This window comes from Oceanospirillum sediminis (assembly GCF_014164585.1).
Taxonomy (GTDB): Bacteria; Pseudomonadota; Gammaproteobacteria; order Pseudomonadales; family Halomonadaceae; genus Oceanospirillum; species Oceanospirillum sediminis.
The window spans coordinates 1-19,512 of sequence record NZ_JACJFM010000060.1 but is presented as its reverse complement, the minus strand read 5'-3'; the positions used below and the strand labels follow the sequence as shown (position 1 = coordinate 19,512).

General features: G+C 48.7%; 17 protein-coding genes. 7 read left to right on the top strand and 10 right to left on the bottom strand.

From position 1 onward, the window contains the following. Window positions 1–181 precede the first annotated feature (181 nt). The 5 genes from H4O21_RS23425 to hpaA form a co-directional block, all read right to left on the bottom strand. Entirely contained in the window at window positions 182–697 is a 516-nt protein-coding gene (locus tag H4O21_RS23425; protein WP_182812061.1) for a TRAP transporter small permease, read from the bottom strand. A 12-nt stretch (window positions 698–709) separates the two neighbouring features. Beyond that, complete coding sequence (locus H4O21_RS23420; protein WP_182812059.1) at window positions 710–1,741, bottom strand: TRAP transporter substrate-binding protein; 1,032 nt, start codon at window positions 1,739–1,741, stop codon at window positions 710–712. Between the two features lie 360 nt (window positions 1,742–2,101). Further along, a complete protein-coding gene (locus tag H4O21_RS23415; RefSeq protein ID WP_182812056.1) occupies window positions 2,102–3,076 on the bottom strand; it encodes a GlxA family transcriptional regulator in 975 nt (324 codons plus the stop codon). A gap of 128 nt (window positions 3,077–3,204) precedes the next feature. Continuing rightward, window positions 3,205–3,798, bottom strand: a complete 594-nt coding sequence (locus H4O21_RS23410; protein ID WP_182812053.1) for a DJ-1/PfpI family protein — start codon at window positions 3,796–3,798, stop codon at window positions 3,205–3,207. A gap of 158 nt (window positions 3,799–3,956) precedes the next feature. Then, window positions 3,957–4,886: a 4-hydroxyphenylacetate catabolism regulatory protein HpaA gene (hpaA, locus tag H4O21_RS23405; RefSeq protein ID WP_182812050.1), complete on the bottom strand. Its 930-nt coding sequence runs from the start codon at window positions 4,884–4,886 to the stop codon at window positions 3,957–3,959. 348 nt (window positions 4,887–5,234) lie between these two features. On the opposite strand from hpaA, the gene H4O21_RS23400 reads away from it, so the two are divergent. Together H4O21_RS23400 and H4O21_RS23395 are read left to right on the top strand one after the other, a co-directional pair. Continuing rightward, window positions 5,235–6,410, top strand: coding sequence for a p-hydroxyphenylacetate 3-hydroxylase oxygenase component (locus tag H4O21_RS23400; RefSeq protein WP_182812047.1), 1,176 nt, complete (start codon window positions 5,235–5,237; stop codon window positions 6,408–6,410). Between the two features lie 156 nt (window positions 6,411–6,566). Then, the gene (locus H4O21_RS23395) at window positions 6,567–7,508 is read left to right on the top strand and encodes a flavin reductase (RefSeq protein ID WP_182812044.1); all 942 of its coding nucleotides are present in this window, start codon (window positions 6,567–6,569) and stop codon (window positions 7,506–7,508) included. A 37-nt stretch (window positions 7,509–7,545) separates the two neighbouring features. Here the strand turns inward: H4O21_RS23395 and H4O21_RS23390 are convergent, their stop codons facing one another. The 3 genes from H4O21_RS23390 to H4O21_RS23380 form a co-directional block, all read right to left on the bottom strand. Continuing rightward, window positions 7,546–8,472 carry a PP2C family protein-serine/threonine phosphatase gene (locus H4O21_RS23390; protein ID WP_182812041.1) on the bottom strand — a complete coding sequence of 309 codons (927 nt, stop codon included), beginning with the start codon at window positions 8,470–8,472 and terminating at the stop codon, window positions 7,546–7,548. Between the two features lie 235 nt (window positions 8,473–8,707). Further along, on the bottom strand, window positions 8,708–9,499 hold the full coding sequence (locus tag H4O21_RS23385; protein ID WP_182812038.1) for a hypothetical protein: 792 nt from the start codon (window positions 9,497–9,499) through the stop codon (window positions 8,708–8,710). 155 nt (window positions 9,500–9,654) lie between these two features. Then, on the bottom strand, window positions 9,655–10,545 hold the full coding sequence (locus H4O21_RS23380; RefSeq protein ID WP_182812035.1) for a LysR family transcriptional regulator: 891 nt from the start codon (window positions 10,543–10,545) through the stop codon (window positions 9,655–9,657). Window positions 10,546–10,662: 117 nt separating this feature from the next. Here H4O21_RS23380 and H4O21_RS23375 point away from each other — a divergent pair, with 117 nt between their 5' ends. Further along, window positions 10,663–11,268 carry an FMN-dependent NADH-azoreductase gene (locus H4O21_RS23375; RefSeq protein ID WP_182812032.1) on the top strand — a complete coding sequence of 202 codons (606 nt, stop codon included), beginning with the start codon at window positions 10,663–10,665 and terminating at the stop codon, window positions 11,266–11,268. A 139-nt stretch (window positions 11,269–11,407) separates the two neighbouring features. Here the strand turns inward: H4O21_RS23375 and H4O21_RS23370 are convergent, their stop codons facing one another. Further along, window positions 11,408–12,700 (bottom strand): MFS transporter, encoded by a 1,293-nt coding sequence (locus H4O21_RS23370; protein ID WP_220495821.1) that lies wholly within the window; start codon window positions 12,698–12,700, stop codon window positions 11,408–11,410. A 146-nt stretch (window positions 12,701–12,846) separates the two neighbouring features. Continuing rightward, complete coding sequence (locus H4O21_RS23365; protein WP_182812029.1) at window positions 12,847–14,928, bottom strand: TonB-dependent siderophore receptor; 2,082 nt, start codon at window positions 14,926–14,928, stop codon at window positions 12,847–12,849. Window positions 14,929–15,180: 252 nt separating this feature from the next. On the opposite strand from H4O21_RS23365, the gene H4O21_RS23360 reads away from it, so the two are divergent. The 4 genes from H4O21_RS23360 (at window position 15,181) to H4O21_RS23345 (ending at window position 19,420) form a co-directional block, all read left to right on the top strand. Continuing rightward, complete coding sequence (locus H4O21_RS23360; RefSeq protein WP_182812026.1) at window positions 15,181–17,277, top strand: prolyl oligopeptidase family serine peptidase; 2,097 nt, start codon at window positions 15,181–15,183, stop codon at window positions 17,275–17,277. A 9-nt stretch (window positions 17,278–17,286) separates the two neighbouring features. Continuing rightward, window positions 17,287–18,045 (top strand): AraC family transcriptional regulator, encoded by a 759-nt coding sequence (locus H4O21_RS23355; RefSeq protein ID WP_182812023.1) that lies wholly within the window; start codon window positions 17,287–17,289, stop codon window positions 18,043–18,045. Between the two features lie 383 nt (window positions 18,046–18,428). Next, window positions 18,429–18,710, top strand: a complete 282-nt coding sequence (locus tag H4O21_RS23350) for a peptidylprolyl isomerase (RefSeq protein ID WP_220495820.1) — start codon at window positions 18,429–18,431, stop codon at window positions 18,708–18,710. A 116-nt stretch (window positions 18,711–18,826) separates the two neighbouring features. After that, complete coding sequence (locus H4O21_RS23345; protein ID WP_182812021.1) at window positions 18,827–19,420, top strand: hypothetical protein; 594 nt, start codon at window positions 18,827–18,829, stop codon at window positions 19,418–19,420. The last annotated feature ends 92 nt before the right edge of the window (window positions 19,421–19,512 follow it).

The window sequence follows — 19,512 nt, the reverse complement described above, 5'->3', positions numbered from 1 at the left end:
GAAAGCAATAGGCACACGTAACACTACGATGATCAGCAGCAGAATCGCAAAGCCGGTTAATGCAGTAATCATTGGAAATACCTGTGATTTAGTGCGTACATCTGTGCACGCTGATTGTCTGCCAGCTCCCCGGATGCAGCTATCAGACATATCATCAGAAATCCTTTAACCCGGTGACAGGTTAATCCCTGGACAAAAACAACAGTCGATACACACCATAGGTGATCATGGCTGCGGCCGTGATCCAGCTCATAATGGCGATATACTCTACGATATGGCCTACAGGAATTTGCAGGTACTCTGTGACTTCTTCCCGACGTAACGCCCTTGCCGCCAGGTAGTAAATTCTATCTGCCAGAAAGTAGAGGGAAGAGGCAATAAGAAAAGCGGATAAGAGCCCCAAAGCCTTAATCAGGCTGTTGCTCATCCAGCGATCCAGAATATCCACTACCACATGACCGGCCCGCCAGGTAATGACAGGCATCTCAGCAAAAACCAGGATGGCGATTCCCATCTCTGTCAGCTCAGTGGTGCCATCAACGGCGTTATCCAGAAAATAACGACCAAATACATCGGCACAGGTCAGTAGCATCAGAAAAAACAGGGTTACAGCAGCAATTAACTCAAGAAAAAAGGCCAGCCATGCGACCGGCCCTTTTTCTTCGTAGTGCGCTGTCAGCCAGGCACTGAAGGTCATAGCCGAAGCTCCTTATTTGTCGTAGCTGCGAGCGATCTGACGCAGTTCAGCCAGAGCGGCTTCAGCGTCAACCTTGCGGTCAGCAACAGATTTCAGGAAAGCTTCATCCATACCTTTAGTCAGTGCCACAAACTCTTGTGCCAGAGGATCACCTGTGCTCACTTCAACAATATTTACACCGGCGTCTTTAGCTGCCTGCAGACCCGCAGCATCAGCTTTATCCCAGGCCTGACCGGCCATAGCAGACAGCTTTTCACCGGATACACTCAGGATTGCCTGACGATCTTTCTCATCCAGGTCCGCCAAGAAGTCAGGGTTCATAAACATCGCAAAACTACCCAGGTACATGCCGCCAGGCAGAGCGATAACGTTACGTGCCACTTCTTTCAGACGCAGACTTTTCTGCTCACCCATAGGAATAAACACACCATCAATAACGCCCTGCTGCATCATTTCATATACTTTAGGCGCTGGAGCACCTACTGATGTCACTCCCAGACGGTGGCCAATTTCACCCTGAACGCCACCGCCCAGACGGATCTTCTTACCTTCCAGCTCGGCCAGAGATTTAATCGGTTCTGCCATGTGGATCTGGCCTGGTCCGTGGGTAAACAGGCCTATCACTTCCAGGCCATCATGTTCTTGAGCTTTAGCAAAATACTTCTCAAACACACGCCAGTGAGCAACAGAAGCGGCTTCAGCAGATACACCCAGCAGAGGCTGCTCTACTGCCTGGGTCAGTTTAAAACGACCAGGTACATAACCGTGATAACTGAAAGAAGCATCAATCACACCGTCTTCTACCAGTTCAAACATTGTTTTCGGGTGACCCAGACCGTATTCGACTTCAACTTTCACACGGCCTTCTGTGGCTTCTTCAACCCACCTGGACCAGGTTGGCCATACTTCAGCATTCTGAGGGTGGTTAGGTGGTAACCAGCTACCTACACGCAGGGTCGTTTCAGCGCTGGCGGTCGCAGCAAATGAGGACAAAAGCAGGCTGATGGTTGTTACTTTCAGCGTTTTGAGCAGTCCGATTTTCATTTTGGTTCTCCGTCTTGCCTTTAAGTTTCTTTGTTTTTATGAGTCTTTGAGCAGTTATAGTTTTAATCAGGTTGCTGCAGGTCAGACAGGCTCTTACCGGAACATCTTTTCAGTGCTTGTCTGAGCAACAAGTTAACATATTAATTAATATGTTAAGTTAATTCAATCGGGGATTGCTTAAAAAAATGCTCTTTTTATTGCGTCATTAAATGACGCTGGTTTTGCTGAAATGGCCGTACCATCACATATGCAGCACCATATATAACACTCAATTATCGTGCTTATCAGGTATCTGTTATAACAAAAGCAGAAAAACTAATGGCAGGTATGCAAATCTATTTGGTGGCAGTGTAAAGAAAGTCAGAGCGCGTTCTGCAGCATAAAATGCTGCCGGTACATGCCTGGAGTAACTCCTAATATTTTAAGAAATGTTCTGCGAAGACGCTCTTCTTTGCCAAACCCTGCATCCAGAGCAACGGCCTCTATGGACAGATTCGTTGTTTCCAGCAGTTCACGGGCTTTGGTCAGCCGGAGTTGTTCCAGATATTTAGCCGGAGTGATGTTAACGGTATCCGTAAAACGTCTGGCAAAATGCCGGGGGCTCATACGACAAAAATTAGCCATCTGTTCTACGGATAACGCTGAGCGAATATTTTCCTGTAGCCAGTCATGCAATTTGTTAAAACGTTCACCCGTTTTATGCCGCAGCTGCATCGGCTCACTGAACTGGGACTGCCCCCCTGGGCGTCGCATATACAGCACCAGGCTTCTGGCAACGGCCATTGCCAGATCAGCACCATAGTCCTGCTCAACCAGAGCCAGTGCCAGATCAATACCGGCAGTTACTCCGGCGCTGCTGTACACCGAACCAGACTGAATATAAATGGCATCAGCATTGACCTTTAATGTCGGGAAACACTCTGCCAGCTGTTGAGCGTAATGCCAGTGTGTCGTGCAGTGTTTGTAATCCAGCAGCCCCGTTGCTGCCAGTAAAAAGGTACCGGTACAGATAGAAACCTGTTTAGAGGATGCCTGAGCCTTTGCTGTTAATCTCTCAACCAGAGGTTTATCCTGAATTATTTCAGGAGTAATAAAACTGCCAGGTAAAATAAAATAGTCGCAGGGAGGCAGATCTGTCAGAGATTCTCTGGCATATAACTCGGCTCCGGAAGATAACCGGATCAACCCCGGAGTCAGGGCAGATAAAAAAATTCTGTATGCCGGAGGTTTCCCCTGTAACTGGCGGATATGATTCGCTGCGGTAAACACTTCCATTGGCCCGGTGACATCCAGGGCAATTACCTGATCATAAATGAAAATTTCAATATTCAGCATAAGTGCAAATCATCATTTTATCTCCCGATATATGATTTGATCCTTCTGAAAAGAAGATAAGCCTGCCCCTCCCGGATCAATAGCATCTGTTCCGGGCACAGAACAGATGCTGTTTATAGCTGACCGGATCAGATTTCAGCCTGATACGGAGGTGCCGGATCGTAATGCAGTACTTTTCTGACTTCACGGGCATGAGCCGGGTTATGAATCTCTCCGGTTAACCAGAGAGACATATCAATCCCTGCTGAAACCCCTTGTGAGGTAATAATATTACCATCGCGTACATAACGCATATCCGGCATGACAGTAATGCTGTCATCTTCAGCCAGTGCTTTGGTCAGCATCCAATGAGTCGTCGCTTTCTTTCCGGCCAGCAAACCAGCTTTCTGCAGAATCAGACTACCAGTACATACCGCTGTCATATACTGCACTTTGTCCGCTTGCTGACGTATCCAGTCTATCGCTTTATCACTGTTCAATGCCGCTTCCAGGCTGTTGGCACCCGGTACCAGCAGCATATCCAGATCAGGTGCTGTATCAAAAGTAAACTGGGGCTTAACTTCCATACCATTGGAACAGATGATGGAATCAACCGTTTCTGCAATCGTCACTACCCTGCCACTTTTCAGTAACCAGGCAGACAGATCAAATACTTCATACGGACCAACAAAATCCAGCGAAGCGACTTCCGGATAGATATAAATACCATAGGTCAGACTCATAACATTACTCCTGTGGTTTATCTGACAAACAGATCTGAGCAGAGAAGCCTCATGTTAGAGCTCACCAGTCATGGCAGCTATGACAAGATACCAGCAAATTCTGCCAAAACAGAATGTTTAAAACTTACGGGGCAGTAAGTGATTTTATACTGCGATATTCAACGTCGGTGTTCTTTTCGGTACTGACTGGCGGTCATTCCGGAATGTCTGCGGAAAAAACGTGCGAAATAGGCCGGGTCTTTAAAACCCAGTTCATAACTGATTTCGGTCACCCCCATAGTCGTGAACAACAGGAAACGTCGGGCCTCCTGCATGATTCTGTCCATCACCAGGCGTTTGGAAGCTAACCCGGCCAGTCGCTGACAGATATCATTCAGGCGGGCTTCTGTTACCCCGATTTTTCCGGCGTACTGACTGAGAGTCAGATGTTCCCGGTAATGCTGTTCGATCAGACCATTAAAAGTATGAAAGATACGTACGTCCTCTTTACGGACATTCTGTTGAGGCTGCTCCTGATCGGCTAATCGACAGATGTCGATCAGAATAAGCTGCAGTAGAGCCTGTAAAGCCCGGTTACGCTGAATTTCTGTCTGATCATATTCTTCACCTATCAGTTCCAACAGCCGGAGAAAACGTGCAGCAATCGGGCTGTACTCCGGCTCCAGAGCCACACACAATGGATGGCTGATGGCACTATTACTGCCCCACAGACTCTGCTCCATACCTCCCAGAAGATTCCACACCTGCTGCTGTCGAATCGTCAGTACATGGCCTTTGGCAGCATTTTCGGTCACAAATGCATGTGGAACAGCGGGAGGGGTCAGAAAGAAAACTGGTCCTTCAGCGGTGTAGCTCTGTTCATCCAGATGAACCCTGACAATGCCATTCAGAATTACATGTAACTGGTAAAACCTGTCGTGGTAATGAACCGGCATATTGCGGCCAAAAAAAGCGGCCAGATTTTCCAGATTCTCATAATGGATTTCAGCATCTGTATAGTGCTGATCATAGGACTGCCCGATATTAATATTGGGTATGCCGTCTGCTCGTAAAGAGGGTTGAACAGGGATCTCAGCAGTATCCTTCATTTTAATCTCTCATCTGTATTCTGATTCGACAGGAAAGCAGGGCCGGTTTTTCAATTTTTGTACAAATAATAAAATCAACATTCTCAGTCTTTGTCTTTTTTTTAAAAAAAGCCTTAATAATCAAAAGGGTTTATAGTTAATATGTTAATTTTATGTCAAGAAAACAACCGATTCTCGTTAACGATCTCTATGAAAAGTACAATTTTCTCTCTGAAAGATCCATTCTAAAGTGCCTCTTCTGTCCAGATAATGATTAACAACACAGGCTAACAGAGGGGGATGTGATGACTCCTTTGCTTAAGAAGCCTCAGAAACACAACAAAAAAGATATAATCAAAGGTGATACTGATGAAACAGCCAAATCCTCTACTGGATAAACTGCAAGAGATTCTTCCGGCCATTGCTGCTAACGCTGTACAGGCAGAGCAGGAGCGAAAAGTACCAGACGAAAATATTCGTATGCTGAAATCGATCAATCTGCACCGCGCTCTGCAACCAAAAGCCTACGGCGGTATGGAAGCCTCTTTGCCAGAAGTGACGGATTGTATCGCTGCGCTGGCGGGTGCCTGTGGAGGTACTGCCTGGGCATTCAGCCTGCTGATCACTCATAGCCATCAGATGGCTATGTTCTCCAGGCAGGCACAGGATGAGTTCTGGACTGAGAACCCGGATGCTGTTGCCAGCAGTAGTATTGCACCTTTTGGTAAAGTGACTGAAACAGAAGGTGGCGTTCTGTTTAATGGTGATATGAAGTGGAGTTCTGGCTGCGACCACGCTGAATGGGCGATTCTCGGCTTCCTGCGTGATAACCCTGAGACCGGTGAAAAGGACTACTGCTTCGGTGTTATCCCAAGCACAGACTACGACATCATTGATGACTGGTACTCTGCAGGTATGAAGGCTTCAGGTACCAAGACACTGAGAATTAAGACAGATACGTTTATTCCTGAGCATCGCATCGAGAAAGCAAAAGCGATGATGACAGGTCAGTCAAAAGGCTTTGGTCTGTATCCGGATAGTAAAATTTATTACACGCCGTATCGTCCGTACTTTGCCTGCGGATTTGCGGCTATGGCGCTGGGTATTTCTGAGCGCATGCTGACAGTCTATAAAGAGCTGACTAAAAACCGCACCCGTGCTTACACACTGGCTTCGTCCGGTAAAGAGATTCCACCACTGATGCGTCTGGCGGAATCAACTCACCAGGTTCACGCTGCGCGTGCTTTCCTGGAGAAAACCTGGAATGAGCACAAAGAATTTGGCGAGCAGAAGCGCTACCCAACGGATGATGAGCTGGCCTTCTGGCGTACAAATCAGGCTTATGCCGTAAAAATGTGCTGTGAAGCCGTTAACCGTCTGTTTGAAGTCTCCGGTGGCAGCACCTGGATTCATGATAACGAAATCCAGCGTCTGTGGCGTGATGTTAATATGACGGCTGCGCATGCCTATACTGATTATGATGTATGTAAACAGATTCTGGGCCGCTCTCTGATGGGTATGGAACCTGATCCGACAATGGTTTAATCCTGTGTTATCGTTTCACCCTTCAGAAAATGCTCAGGAGCAGAAAGATAATTTCTGCTCCTGAGTCGCTCCTGCACAGCTTATATAAAGGCCTGCTGCTGCAAATAATCCAGCTTAATGCTGTAATAACAGGCCATAAAAAATTAAGGCAAAACAATGACTGACACAGCTTTTGATGTTAAAGATTTCCGCCGGGCGCTTTCTCAGTTCCCTACTGGTGTTACCGTAATTACTGCACTGGATACTGAAGGCCAGCCCGTTGGTGTTACAGCCAGCAGCTTCAACTCCGTATCAATCGATCCGCCTCTGATTCTGTGGAGCATTGATAAAGGTGCCCATAGCCTGAGTGCATTCGAGAAAGCGGAGCACTTTGCTGTTAACGTTCTGGGGCGTGATCAGGTTGATACGTCTAATCGTTTTGCCAGTCGAGGGGAAGATAAGTTTAAAGATGTGGCCTGGCATCCGGGGCTGGGAGATGCCCCTGTACTGGATGAATACGCCGCTCAGTTTGAATGTAAAACATGGGCAGTCTATGAAGGTGGCGACCATCTGATTCTGGTGGGTGAAGTAAAAGAATATCGCTATGATAATGCCGTGTTGCCTCTGGTATTCTCCCGTGGCGGTTATGCTGTATCGGCGCAACACCCGGCTATGGCTAAAACCATGGCAACGGAGACAGAAGGTGACTTTGTCGGCGATTACCTGCTGTATCTGCTAAGAGCAACATACAATCGCTACTGCGCAAAGCTATATCCGAAACTGCAGGAACAATGCAATATCTCTCCTGAAGAATGGCGTATAGTGATTCGCCTGACCGATCATGGCCGTCTGCCAGTTGCCGAACTTTCAGCAATGGTGATGCAACCGGATGATAGTCTGCGGGCAACAGTTGATCTGCTGATTGAGAAAGGTCTGGCCAGTTATACCAATGCCAGTACACTGAGCATCACAGCACAAGGACAGGAAATTGGTAAACAGATGCAGGATATTGCCCATGCTGAAGAAGCAGAGTTATTAAGCCTGCTGCCTGATGATCAGGCGAAGCAGCTGAAAGGGAACCTGAAAACAATTCTGGAAAAACTCAGCTCAGCGTCCTGATTTGCAGTATTGCTCTTTATTATCTCAGAAGCTGTCATCAGACAGCTTCTGGCTTCAGCTGGAATGCAATTGCGGTACAGTTGTCTCCCAGCCAGCGATCCGGTGTTTGCTTTTTTAACAACGCAAACAACTGCTGCAGAAAATCTTCTGAATCACGGCTATTCTGGTACAACTCCGGTGCTTGCCTGATGCAGCTCATGGAATCAGGCAGATGCCAGAAGCCATCGGTTGCCAGCAGATACAGGCAACCGGCTTTTAATCGAATCAGCCTTCGGTCGGCTTTATCCGCAAGAAACCAGGGTAAACGCTCTTCTGTCAATGGAAACAGTGTGGGCCTGAAATTTCGTGACTCTGGTGCCATAGCACTTCCCAGAACAAAAGCCTGACACAGCAGCTCTGACGAAGGGCGGTCAGGGTCGAAAATAGCCTGCTCCCAGACCACTTCAGAGGTAATGGCTCCTGCTACAACCTGACGAGTTGCCAGGCTATGATCCAGTGTCAGGCAGTTAACACGGCTCTGACTGATTTCAAACAGCCGTGAGTCACCGACATGAAATAGCTGAACCTGGTTCGGAGTCTGACTCTCTAATAGTGTCAGAGTGGCACCTTCTTTCAGTCTGTCTGGATTCCATCGCTGCTGCATCTCGTGATGCAGATCATCCAGAAATGAACAGAGCAGATTCTGTTCTGAAAAGTGGCCGACACAGGATAGAGCCTCAATCAACTCCTCAGAGATCTCTCCTCCGTGTCTGCCTCCGCCAATACCATCGCTGACTACCAGACGATACTGTCCTTCTGGCCAGCTCTGATGAGTAAAATGGTATTGTTCCCGACGTTTCAGACAAACTGCCTTACCACTGGGGGCTATCACCAGAAAGTTATCCTGATTACCTTTACGGCCAGCCTGTCCACTCGGCGATACCTGGCTCAGATAGCTGATATCCATAAACGCTGTTGATGACATACACAATCCTGTTGTGGCAAGCGATAGAAGCAGAGATGGCTATACCCTGGTCCGCAATCGTTATTTCATAGAAACATATATTATCATTGCACCGTCGTCATTTACGTCAGTAAAAGTAGCTTCATCGTCTTGCTGTTCACAATCCGGAGCATAGACATCCGAAGCCGTGCAACAAAGAAAGGCAACCTTTCAATAAACGGTTGCCTGTATTGATTATCACATCAGCTGATATGGATTATTGCTGAATCATATCGTAATCCAGTTCGCCAAATGCTCGCCATGTTCTTTCAAAGCCTGCCGGAAGCGCTGCCGTCGCTTTACCTATCCGGCCCCGATCTCCATTCAGCAGGGCAAACTTCAGGTCAAACAAGGCTTGCTGCTCCTGAGCAATAGCCTGCTTCAGTTCAATCAGACGGTTATCTGAAAAACCATAGCGCTGTTGGTCAAACTTATTACGGCTGATATGACGACGAATGGTTTCCCAGCGAGGCCATACCTGAGCCCAGTGCTTCTGAATGATACGTATATCAGACATTTTCATGGCGGCACCGGATTTACCTGCAGCCACAATAGCATCCATGTGTACCCGGTAATCATTCAGCTGATCCAGGAAATAACCTGAGATACCATTTCTCTCTCTCAGCCCTCTCAGAGTAACGGCTACACCGGACAGGCGATCATGAGCGGTTTTCATCTGACCTTCCGCAACCGCTTTCTGAGCGTCAGTAATCATGCCTGAGGCCACCGAGATAAAATGCTGCCAGTTGTCATCGGAATTCAGGCGATCATAATGCTTCAGGAATAAACCCCATTGGGCATTGAGAGCTTTTATAGACTCTTCGGCTTTAACCTGATCCGCTATATGCGTGTAATACAACGCCGGAATGTATTTCCGATCCAGTCTGATCGTTGCATCAATAATGCCTTTATGTTCGTCTGACCAGGCCTGGCCAGAAATAAGTACCAGTGATATCGCAATGCATCCTATTGCTCTGGCAAATCCGGCTTTTAGTAATCGTCTTCCCATCAGGTACCCCCATCGTCTGCTATACCCTGATTATACCTCAGTAAAACGGACAAGATATGTCACACACAAATATTAACGTTTTACCTGCAAACAGATTAAAACACACACATATTCAGCTGACACTGCTACGATTTGTTATCCGTTTCTGGCGCCTGTTATTCATCTCTGCCATGTTGAATAAAAAGCTCGTAAAGCCTGCGTCCGCCGGGGCCCAGTATGTCCGGGTTAGGTACCACCAGACTCATAGCGCCAACACGCCCTGATGTATAGTCCACTTCCATGCGTTTTAACTCGCCTCGCCGGATGTCCTCTCGGACTTCATGCTCCGGTAGCCAGCAGAAGCCCAGACCCTGCTTCAGGGTTTGCTTTGCCCGCTCAAAACTATCAACAGTCCAGCGTTGCTCAGCTTTCAGCCATCCCCGCTTATCATCAGGATTCCGGGCGCTGTCTTTAATCACAATTTGCAGATGACTCTCCAGCTCCTGTAACCTCAGTGAACGTGACTCCAGAGCCAGTTCATGATCCGGGTGTACTACCAGAATGAATTCTGCATGACATAACACATCACCGGTCATACCTTTAGGTACTTCATGGGTAATGGCCAGATCAACCTCTTTGTTGTTGAGCAGTTCAATCGAGCCTGTCAGGGCTGAGTCAATAATGCGCAGTCTGGTCCCTCGGCTTTCCGGATAAAATGCTCTCAGCACTTTGTGCAGTAATGCTCTGGGATATGCCAGTTCAACAGATATTGTCAGCTGTGGCTCCCAACCGAGGGTAATATTATCAGCCAGTTTTTCCAGATTAGTGGCCGTTTCTGTTAATACACGAGAGCGTCTTAATAATGCCTCTCCCGCTTCTGTCAGAAAGGCTTTACGTCCCTTTACCTCAAGTAAAGGCACACCTAGCTGAGATTCGAGCTTTTTTACTGCATGATTTAACGAAGACTGACTGCGAAACAAGGCCTCAGCCGCCTGAGTATATCCTCCGTGATCGACTACCGCCTGCAGAATTCGCCATTGCTCCAGTGTCGTTTTATGTCCTGCCAATTGCCTACACCAATGTTCTATTTTTTAGAAAGGATAGCACGAATATCTGCAATTTTCTTTCCAATATATATCTATAAACTGCACCGTAATCCGAAACAAAACGTTGAGACTGATCTTATGAAAACATTACTGGTTATCCACTCAAGCCCTAAGCGTCAGCAATCTGTTACCCGTAGTCTGACAGATGAGTTTGTTAGTAAGTGGCGGGCAAATAACCCGAATGGTGAAGTTATTCATCGTGATGTTGGCATGACACCGCCACCTCACCTGACGGAAGAGACCATTGGTGCTTTTTATACTCCGGCTGAAAACCGTACTGATGCTCAGGTTAACGCATTGAAGGTCTCTGATGAGCTGATTGCTGAACTGAAAAGTGCCAGCGAAGTGGTGATTGGAGCGCCGATGCATAACTTCAGCATTACCTCTGGCCTGAAAACCTGGATTGATCAGGTGGCTCGTGTTGGTGAAACTTTTGCTTACACTGAAAATGGTCCGCAGGGTTTACTGGAAGATCGTCCGGTTTATGTACTGAGTGCCAGTGGTGGTGATTATCGTGAACATACGCCAATTGCATTCCTGAACCATCAGAGTACTTATCTGAAAGTAGCACTGAACTTTGTTGGTTTGCAGGATATCCATCAGATTGAAGCAGCTGGTGTGGCGAAAGGTGAAGAAGCGGTTAACGAAGCCAGAGCAGCACTGGATGCACTTCTGACAGCCTGATTGCTTTACTTTCTCTTCATTACTTTTTTGTATCCTTCAGGGTCTGTTAATGCAACATCGCAGCCACAATATCGTGGCTGCTAACCAGAGCGCTCCTGAATCATTATTTGTTGTTTGATCATATTGGCTGAACGTTCTTCTATAGTGCTTTATTTTCCCTCAGTTCCCGAACAAGTTGTAGCGCAAAAAAGGCAGACAGACAAAGGGCTGGAACAGTGGTCATGGTGATCGCCAGTAGCAGATCATGATCAAACAGAACATCCGACAAACCGCCTGACAGTAAAGGGCCTGACGCTGAAAAGGTGGAAACCAGGAAACTCCAGATCGCGAAACTGCGTGCTCGAATTGCAGCAGGCAGAAGATCCTGTAACAAGGTCGGAACCAGTGCATTCGCCGTGGCGGTCAGGAATATAAATACCCCTATGATGATAAAAGCCTGATCCATATAGGCGGTGGCGTTCAATGCCACAGCGGCGGGTATCGAGGTTATGGCCCCCAGGGCCATAATACCCGGGCGTGAGGCCTGCTGCAGAACGCGCCCCAGGAGCCTGTCCAGCAGACCGGCGGCGGGGATGCTTCCGGCACTGACGATCAGCAGAATAATACCCATTGCTTGTCCAATACTGGTGATATCAGCATCAAACCGGCGTTCCATCGCCAGGGCTATCAGCTGATTAAGTGCCTGTACCGCAATCACCATACAGCCTGCAGCCCCCATGAAGAGTACCATGGTTTTCCAGCGCTGCCGTAAAAACTGCACAATAGAATCGGATGGAGACGAGGCGACCAGGCCTGGATACCTTGCCGGGTTCTGTGTCAGTAGTGCCAGCAGAAACAGGGGGAGTCCGGCGACTGAAAGCAGCAGCAGACCTTTGCGCCAGGGCTCGGCCTCAAATGAAAAAATAGCGTCACCTGTGGCAATAATTACGTCACCAAAGTAGTAACCGCCGCTGGCGCCTATGGCCATAATGGCGGCAAATCCGAGATTAGCCAGTACCCGGTCTTGCTCCGGTGCCAGATCCGGTATCATGGAGTAAACCAGGGGGATCATGGCAAACTCCAGGATACCCGCAGAGGCCCGCCCCAGGAAAAACAGGCTGAAATTGGGGGCCAGGGCACTTAATGCCATCAGGGTGGCAGACGCAAAAATAAAGCTTAGCAGGATGCGCTTACGAGAGTATTTATCCACCAGGCGTGACAGAGGGATGGCAAGCAGGCTGCCGATCAGAAAGCCTGCCACTCCCTGCAGGGAACCCAGTGCGGTATCCCCTGTATCAAACGTATTTTGTATTGCGGACAGAGACAGGCTTTGAACGCCCTGATCGCTTAACTGAAGTCCTGCAGACAGCCCCAGTATAACAAGAGTGAAAATCGCCGTGGGTGTCCACTTTTCAGGGGTTAGAGGTGGCGACGGCAAAGGATGGGAGTTCAAGTAGCAGGCTCCTGCTGTTCAAGGCTTTTGTTCAAGGGTTTGTTATTCAGAATAAGAGATGGCATGGCAGCTGCTCTCTTCACAGGATATTAATGGGATACAAAACACCTTCTCCCCATACGGGGGAGAAGGATGTCCATTTTTGCTTACCAGCGGTAGCGGGTACTGAATACGACTGAGCGTGATTGGCCGTAGTAGCACCAGTAGTCACAACCGGATACGTATTCTTTATCGAACAGGTTATTGATATTAAGCTGGGCGTTCCAGCGCTGATTGATGTCGTAACTCACTCTGGCATCCCACAGGGTAACGTCTGGCACTGTCAGGTGACTGCTGGCAGGGTTGTCTTTGGATTTGCCGATATAGCGAGCACCCAGGCCGATATTCAGAGCCGCAACGCCAGCAGACGCTCCGTCATAATCAAGCCAGGCGGATGCGGCATGTTCAGGAATCAGGCCCGCTTGCTGTTTGCCCTGACCATAGCTGTTGTCGGTTTCTGCTTTGGTGTAGGTGTACGTGGCAGAAAGCTTCACACTATCACTCAGTTGGCTGACCAGATCCAGTTCCATGCCGGTTGAGGTTTCTTCACCTGTCTGGGTCGCGACAAAAGTATTCGGGTTGGTCACCAGGGCATTTTTTTCCGTGATGTCGAACCAGGCCAGATTAATGTAGCCATCCATAAAGTCAGGCTCAAACTTCACGCCGATCTCAACCTGTTCACCTGAAAGAGGCTTATACAGCTCCCCAGTGGCTGAATCGATTGTACTGATCACCTCAAAAGATTGAGAGTAGCTTGCATAGGGCGACATTCCATTATCCGCCCTATACATCACAGAGGTGTTGAATGAAAGCTCGTCGTCACTACGGGATTTATCCTGACGGGCAGCCTGGCTGCTGTTTTCCGTTGTGACATGGTCATAACGCGCTCCGATCAGTGCAAGCCACCGAGCGTCAAGATCGATCTGATATTGGGCATAAAGACTGGCCTGTGATTTTGTGATCTCCCGATCCAGATTATTGGCTGGATCAAGAGGGGTATAGTGGCCATACTCTGGCTCAGACACCGCAATTGGGCTGAAAGCGTAACTGTCCTGCTCTTCACCTTCTGTTTTGTGCCGTTGCAGATCAACACCTAACAGCAGGGTATGCTCTGTGCGGCCAAGATCCCACTGACCTACAGCATGGTTGTCAAAGGTAACGCTCTGGTTATCACCCTCACGGAAGACAACACCACGATAGAGTTGTGACGCCGCAGGATCCGCATTGAAAAATGCGTAAGTGCTGCGCAGTAACAGGTCGTTGTAGCCATAATTCAGGCTTTGAGAGAAACGCCAGGTATCGTCGAAAGCATGTTCAAGCTGATAGCCAACGGATACCTGGGTGCGTTCGTAGAGATCGTAGTCAGGCTCGCCATAGTTGGTTGATGGGTCAATTTTTCCGGAATCTGACGCCAGAAGCGTGCCGGCTGCAGGGAAAAAACCGTTGGTGGGTACGCCATCATCCCGTAGGTGCGTGGCCATCAGCATCAGAGTCGTTTGATCGGAAAGTGCTATTTTCAGGCTAGGTGCCAGGTAGTAACGATCATTCTCCGTAGCGTCCAGTTCACCTTCGCGACTTTTTACACTACCGACCAGGCGGTAACTCATGCTGTCGCTCAGGGCATCCGATGTATCCAGATTGACAGAGTACAGGCCTTTATTACCCAGCTGTGCATACCATTCGTTTTGGGGGTTATCGGTTGGCTTTTTTTGTACGGTATTGATGATACCACCTGGCGAGGACTCACCAAACAGAATCGCCGCAGGCCCTTTAATAACCTCGATCTGTTGCAGGCCATAAGGTTCCGTTAGCCAGGTGTAGTAACCATCGCGAAACAGACGACTGCCATCGAGATAGGTGACGGCATCCATACCGCGTACTTTAAACCAATCGGTGTCGTTGTCTGAACCGTAGGGTTGTGCTGTCACACCGGCCGTATAGCGAAGGGCTTCATCCAGCTTCTGGGGGGCTGCAGCATCCAGCTTTTCTCGGGTGATAATGGAGACTGCCCGTGGAGTGTCTTGTGCAGAGTTATCAACTTTAAGCGCTTCAGCGACGACTGTAATCGCTTCCATCTCCTGTGCTGGCGTCGTTTGCGCAGATGCAGGCAAGGTGATAAGAGTGGCGGCGGGCAGGACGGCAGCCTGGGTTACTTTACGAATGGCCGTTACGATCGGGCGATGTTTCATTGTTTTTCAGTTCTCCTGCACGCTTTGTGAGAATGCTATTGATAATAACTAACAATAAGATTATATCGCTTGACTCTGTCGCTTAGCATCTCTCATTTGAGCCAATATTTGCCTTTGTCAGGCCATTTCGCCTATTCATCTGGATTGCGACGTTTGTAGTCTTATAATCCGCCCCATATGGGGAGCCTGCCTGATGTTATCGATAATCGGTGCATAACACCCTGAATCTCCCATGGAAAGTTGAGGTCTATCTTGAGTAAGCAGCTACCACATCCCCCGGAACATCGAAGAGAAAATGTGCCCCCTATAGAGAAGTTTGGCACCCGGCGCACCGATCCCTATGGCTGGATGAAACCAGGGGACTGGCAGGCCGTTTTGCGACGGCCTCAGACTTTGGAAGATGAGATCAAGTGTGCTATTGACGAGGAAAACGGTTATACCCGTGGGATTATGTCTGCGTCGGCCCCTCAAATGGACAAGCTGAAACATGATCTGCACCGGCTTGAAAGGATAGCCGAAACAGAGACAGGCTTTATCAGTGGTGAGTATTTCTACTCTGAAATGAGAGGAGAAAGCGGAGATAAACTTTTCGCTCGTCGTCATCTTGCAACCGATCAGGAAGATATCCTGCTGGATATGGCTCAGGAGAGACAACTTAAGCCTGATGTGGCATTAAGCTGGGGTGGCCCTAAGTTCAGCCCGGATTACACCTTATTTGGCTGGGCGCTGGATGAAACCGGGTCGGGGGACTTTGCCATCAGGGTTCGGGAGATTGAAACCGGGCTGCTGATCGTTAATGATCTTTGTCACTGTCATGGCGGTTTCACGTTTGATAAGCACGGACAGTTTCTGTTTTGGATTGGTAAAGATGCTAAGGGCAGACCCAACTCGGTCTGGCGCCGGGATATTCAGGCAGGCACCGATGTTCAGTGTTTTTCACACCAGGATTCATCCTTCTTTATAGACTTGAGCACCTCAGCGTCAGGTGACTTTATCTTTATCCGTTTGCTGAACGGAGATCAGTCTGAGGTCTGGTTTATCCCCTCCGCTAACCCGACACGCAGTCCACAAGTGATTGAACCCATGTCGGCGTTTCATGATTATTATGTTGAGCACTGGCAGGATAGGTTTGTGATACGCACCAATGCCGATGGCGCGGATGACTTTAAGCTTGTTACAGCTCCGGTTGCCTCTCCTGGACAGGAGAACTGGTCGCAGCTGGTGCCCCATCGTAGTGGATGCTATATCAGTGGCGTGATGCCCTTTGCCGATTATCTGGTGCGTACTGAATGGTGCGATGCCAGGCCCCGGCTGGTGATGATGTCGCCAGAGAGTGATGAGCAGGAGATCGGGTTTGACGACCAGGCCTATGCCCTGCAGATTATTCCCCAGCAGGACTATCACAGTGATATGATCAGTTACTGCTATAGCTCTCCGATCCGACCGCCGCGACTAATGCGGGCGTCGTTTAACTGTGGAGAATCAAGTCCTTTGTTTACATCCAGTGATTCGGAGTCCTTTTTATCGGATCATTACAAGCTGCAACGGCTGGATATTCCCGCAGAGGATGGTGCCATAATTCCGGTTACTCTGATTAGTAAAGCCTCTTCTCCCCCCAGCGCAGTGCAACCCTTGTATCTGATCGCCTATGGTGCCTATGGCGAGATTATGGAGGATACGTTCCGGCCTGAGATCATTGTCCTGGCGGATCAAGGCTGGACCTGTGCCATCGCCCATGTACGGGGTGGCGGTGAACGGGGAGCACATTGGTGGCGGCCGACCCTCAGGCAAGGCAAAAAAATAACCTTCTCTGATTTTACAACGTGCGCAGAAACCCTGATCGCACGGGGGCTGGCTGGTGAAGGGAATATTGTCGCTCACGGTATGTCTGCTGGAGGGCTTCTGATGGGAGCTGTGTTTGCCAGCCATCCCCATCTATGGGCGGGGGTGATCGCCCAGGTGCCGTTTGTGGATGTGTTAAACACATTGGATGACTGGCAAAATCATCCGCTGGGTTCCACACCTTTTGCCATATGGGGCGATCCCAGAGTTGAAGAGGATTATTGCTACATGGCCAGCTATTCGCCTTATGATCTCCTTCAGCCGGCTGAGTTTCCAGCACTGTTAACCACAGGGGGCGTTGTTGATGAACGGGTTGCGTTCTGGGAACCGCTCAAATTCGCAGTAAAGGCGCGAGGGATGAACTTGTCAGATGCCCCTGTTTTATCTCATATAGGATTAGATACCGGACATTTTGGTGACCCGACCCCGGAGGGGCAGCGGGAGCAAACTGCCTTGTTCCTCTGTTTTGCCATGAGAGCGGTTGACCGAAACTGGTTGCAGACGTAAGTGTAAGGCATGATGAAAAAAGCAAAACACCCTGACTTTGAACACAGCCCTGTTTTTGGTCTGTCCGATGAATACAGCGGTGGTCTGGAATACCCGATGCATACCCATGAGTGTGTCCAGTTACTTTACGCCAGTATCGGTGTCATGTCGGTTGTCGCAGATGATACGGCAATAGTATTACCTCCCCAGAGAGCCCTTTGGATTCCGGCAGGCGTGTTACATAATATCTCCTGCCGAGGGCCGGTATCGCTACGAACGCTGTATATTGATACTGATGTTGCCCAGCGTGAACAAGTCGCTCATGTGGTTGAAGTAGGGCATTTCCTGCGTGCACTGATCATTGAAATCACAGAGATGGACCGCTCTCGTGCTCCGAGTGACCGTGATCAGAAGGTGATTGATCTTCTGCTATTGGAGCTGTCAGCGGCACCCAAAATTCCTCATATGGCCCCTATGCCTGGTGATCCCAGGTTACTACGTGTTTGTAATATGCTGGTAAGAACCCCGGCTGATCGCCGTGGAGTCGATGAACTGGCACAGATTGCGGGTATGAGCCGTCGTAGCTTTACCAGGCGTTTTAAAGAAGAGACCGGCATGAGTTTAAGTATCTGGCGTCAACAGATACGGCTGCAAGAAGCACTCTCGCTGTTATTAGCCGGAACTCCGGTGAACGTTGCAGCCAACAAAGTCGGCTATGAAAGTGCAAGCGCTTTCTGTTCGGTCTTTTACCGGACATTTGGAGTGTCACCCGGAAAGTATATTCGGTAAGCCGTTGCACAATTCACTTAAATTAATTCCCTGCTCAATCATCATGGGCGGGAGCTCAACCAGGGCGCTGACCTGCTCTCTTCGAGTATTTGAGCCTGACATCCCACAATGCTACGGATGACATCAATATCAAAGACCTTCTTCTCTGATCGCCAGTTTCGTTAAAGCCCTGATACTGTTATTTGCCTATGTTCAGTCACGGCTATGATTCTATCTCTGTGTCTTGCTCCTGCCAGTATACCTCTATTCACCAGTAGCCTTGTGCATCGACTTGCCAGCAGCGGACAGGCATTGCCTGTGATGCGGCAGTATCATGCCTGAAACGGTCCATTTTGATGTATAATTCCACGTTTTTGTCACTATTGTTCTGGAGAGTACGCATCATGGCTACTGCCTGTGCCCGTCATATTCTTGTTAAAACCCGCGAAGAAGCGGAACGTCTGAAAAAGAAGCTGGCAGTCGGTGCTGATTTTGGCAAACTGGCTAAACAACACTCTTTATGCCCATCCGGAAAGAAAGGCGGTGACCTGGGGGAATTCCGCCGTGGAGCTATGGTGCGCCAGTTCGATAATGTAGTGTTCAATAAACCCATTCTGACAGTGCATGGCCCTGTTAAAACCAAATTTGGTTTCCATCTGATTGAGACCATTTATCGCAACGATTAATCTACTGTTAATGACTAAGATCTGCCACACAGACAGAAGATTATTTTAAATGGCATGTTTTCTGCTTAACCCTGTTGTTACCCATGTTTTAAACAGGATGAATTCAGGGCGAAGACATGCTGACATCATTAATATCCACCATAGGTTCATTCCGGAACTCTGGCTCTCAGTCTGTCTCTGAAAAGGAAACCGGTAAGACCCGGCAGACTGCAGCGGAATCATCATCCGGTAATCGATATGATGATCAGGTTTCTCTTAGCTATGTGTCTTATCAGACTAAAAGCCTGGAAGAGATCAATCAGAAAATATCGGGTGAAGATAAGTTCCGACAAACATTACATGAGTTAAAAGCCCGTTATGAGAGCGGGTCGCTGGATTATTACAGCTCAGAACCTTACGAAAATCAGATTCGTATGGGAATTACGGCATTAGGCGGCTATGAGCAGCTTAAACGCTGGGAAAGCCAGGGGCTGGAACTTGAGGAAGACACCCTGATCTCTTCAGGGCAGAGCTATAGCGAAGGGCTCAGACAGCTGAAGAAAGGCGGCACTTACACCAAACGAGGTCTTCTGATGAATCAGCATGGCCTGGTCAGGCAGCATCAGCAGGTGCCTGAGTGGTTTGATCAGGAGCAGAAAAACTTCCATAGTCAGATATCCGGTGCTGCAGCCCGAGCTTTCCAGCAAGGTGAGTCATTCTTTATTCGCTGACTATTTAGTCAGCCCTGAAAAAGTCAGGTTTCTATCTAACCGAGCATCGGTTGGCTTTATTGCTCCAGGAAATAAAGCCAACTGATTTTCTG

Coding starts and splice junctions, on each gene's coding strand:
- H4O21_RS23390 (WP_182812041.1), bottom strand. CDS start 8,472: ATGTCATCAACAGCGTTTATGGATATCAGCTATCTGAGCCAGGTATCG.
- H4O21_RS23415 (WP_182812056.1), bottom strand. CDS start 3,076: ATGCTGAATATTGAAATTTTCATTTATGATCAGGTAATTGCCCTGGAT.
- H4O21_RS23400 (WP_182812047.1), top strand. CDS start 5,235: ATGAAACAGCCAAATCCTCTACTGGATAAACTGCAAGAGATTCTTCCG.
- hpaA (WP_182812050.1), bottom strand. CDS start 4,886: ATGAAGGATACTGCTGAGATCCCTGTTCAACCCTCTTTACGAGCAGAC.
- H4O21_RS23410 (WP_182812053.1), bottom strand. CDS start 3,798: ATGAGTCTGACCTATGGTATTTATATCTATCCGGAAGTCGCTTCGCTG.
- H4O21_RS23350 (WP_220495820.1), top strand. CDS start 18,429: ATGGCTACTGCCTGTGCCCGTCATATTCTTGTTAAAACCCGCGAAGAA.
- H4O21_RS23375 (WP_182812032.1), top strand. CDS start 10,663: ATGAAAACATTACTGGTTATCCACTCAAGCCCTAAGCGTCAGCAATCT.
- H4O21_RS23355 (WP_182812023.1), top strand. CDS start 17,287: ATGATGAAAAAAGCAAAACACCCTGACTTTGAACACAGCCCTGTTTTT.
- H4O21_RS23365 (WP_182812029.1), bottom strand. CDS start 14,928: ATGAAACATCGCCCGATCGTAACGGCCATTCGTAAAGTAACCCAGGCT.
- H4O21_RS23425 (WP_182812061.1), bottom strand. CDS start 697: ATGACCTTCAGTGCCTGGCTGACAGCGCACTACGAAGAAAAAGGGCCG.
- H4O21_RS23420 (WP_182812059.1), bottom strand. CDS start 1,741: ATGAAAATCGGACTGCTCAAAACGCTGAAAGTAACAACCATCAGCCTG.
- H4O21_RS23385 (WP_182812038.1), bottom strand. CDS start 9,499: ATGGGAAGACGATTACTAAAAGCCGGATTTGCCAGAGCAATAGGATGC.
- H4O21_RS23345 (WP_182812021.1), top strand. CDS start 18,827: ATGCTGACATCATTAATATCCACCATAGGTTCATTCCGGAACTCTGGC.
- H4O21_RS23395 (WP_182812044.1), top strand. CDS start 6,567: ATGACTGACACAGCTTTTGATGTTAAAGATTTCCGCCGGGCGCTTTCT.